This window comes from Pseudomonas sp. NPDC087342 (assembly GCF_044744265.1).
Taxonomy (GTDB): Bacteria; Pseudomonadota; Gammaproteobacteria; order Pseudomonadales; family Pseudomonadaceae; genus Aquipseudomonas; species Aquipseudomonas nunensis.
Map to the genome: position 1 here is coordinate 1 of NZ_JBIUXZ010000053.1, position 1781 is coordinate 1781.

General features: G+C 52.2%; 1 rRNA gene (running past one end of the window). It reads left to right on the forward strand.

The annotated features are described in order from the left end of the window. Positions 1-155: 155 nt before the first annotated feature. Positions 156-1781 (forward strand): 23S ribosomal RNA (locus ACIOYV_RS33205); it runs 1461 nt beyond the window's last position.

A 1781-nucleotide genomic window follows, 5' to 3' on the forward strand; every position in this document is an offset into this window, starting at 1 on the left:
CCCCACCCCCCCACCCCCCCCCCCCCCCCCCCCCACCCCCCCCCCACCCCACCCCCCACACCCCCCCCCCCCCCCCCCCCCACCCCCCACCCGATTTTAACGATACTGCGCCCACCGAGATCTACACAGTATAACCAGATTGCTTGGGGTTATATGGTCAAGTGAAGAAGCGCATACGGTGGATGCCTTGGCAGTCAGAGGCGATGAAAGACGTGGTAGCCTGCGAAAAGCTTCGGGGAGTCGGCAAACAGACTTTGATCCGGAGATGTCTGAATGGGGGAACCCACCTAACATAAGTTAGGTATCTTAAGCTGAATACATAGGCTTAAGAAGCGAACCAGGGGAACTGAAACATCTAAGTACCCTGAGGAAAAGAAATCAACCGAGATTCCCTTAGTAGTGGCGAGCGAACGGGGACTAGCCCTTAAGTGGCTTTGAGATTAGCGGAACGTTCTGGAAAGTACGGCCATAGTGGGTGATAGCCCTGTACGCGAAAATCTCTTAGTCATGAAATCGAGTAGGACGGAGCACGAGAAACTTTGTCTGAATATGGGGGGACCATCCTCCAAGGCTAAATACTACTGACTGACCGATAGTGAACTAGTACCGTGAGGGAAAGGCGAAAAGAACCCCGGAGAGGGGAGTGAAATAGATCCTGAAACCGTATGCGTACAAGCAGTGGGAGCCCACTTTGTTGGGTGACTGCGTACCTTTTGTATAATGGGTCAGCGACTTATTTTCAGTGGCGAGCTTAACCGAATAGGGGAGGCGTAGCGAAAGCGAGTCTTAATAGGGCGTCTAGTCGCTGGGAATAGACCCGAAACCGGGCGATCTATCCATGGGCAGGTTGAAGGTTGGGTAACACTAACTGGAGGACCGAACCGACTACCGTTGAAAAGTTAGCGGATGACCTGTGGATCGGAGTGAAAGGCTAATCAAGCTCGGAGATAGCTGGTTCTCCTCGAAAGCTATTTAGGTAGCGCCTCATGTATCACTGTAGGGGGTAGAGCACTGTTTCGGCTAGGGGGTCATCCCGACTTACCAAACCGATGCAAACTCCGAATACCTACAAGTGCCGAGCATGGGAGACACACGGCGGGTGCTAACGTCCGTCGTGAAAAGGGAAACAACCCAGACCGTCAGCTAAGGTCCCAAAGTTATGGTTAAGTGGGAAACGATGTGGGAAGGCTTAGACAGCTAGGAGGTTGGCTTAGAAGCAGCCACCCTTTAAAGAAAGCGTAATAGCTCACTAGTCGAGTCGGCCTGCGCGGAAGATGTAACGGGGCTCAAACCATACACCGAAGCTACGGGTATCACTTAGGTGATGCGGTAGAGGAGCGTTCTGTAAGCCTGTGAAGGTGAGTTGAGAAGCTTGCTGGAGGTATCAGAAGTGCGAATGCTGACATGAGTAACGACAATGGGTGTGAAAAACACCCACGCCGAAAGACCAAGGTTTCCTGCGCAACGTTAATCGACGCAGGGTTAGTCGGTCCCTAAGGCGAGGCTGAAAAGCGTAGTCGATGGAAAACAGGTTAATATTCCTGTACTTCTGGTTATTGCGATGGAGGGACGGAGAAGGCTAGGCCAGCTTGGCGTTGGTTGTCCAAGTTTAAGGTGGTAGGCTGGAATCTTAGGTAAATCCGGGATTCTAAGGCCGAGAGCTGATGACGAGTGTTCTTTTAGAACACGAAGTGGTTGATGCCATGCTTCCAAGAAAAGCTTCTAAGCTTCAGGTAACCAGGAACCGTACCCCAAACCGACACAGGTGGTTGGGTAGAGAA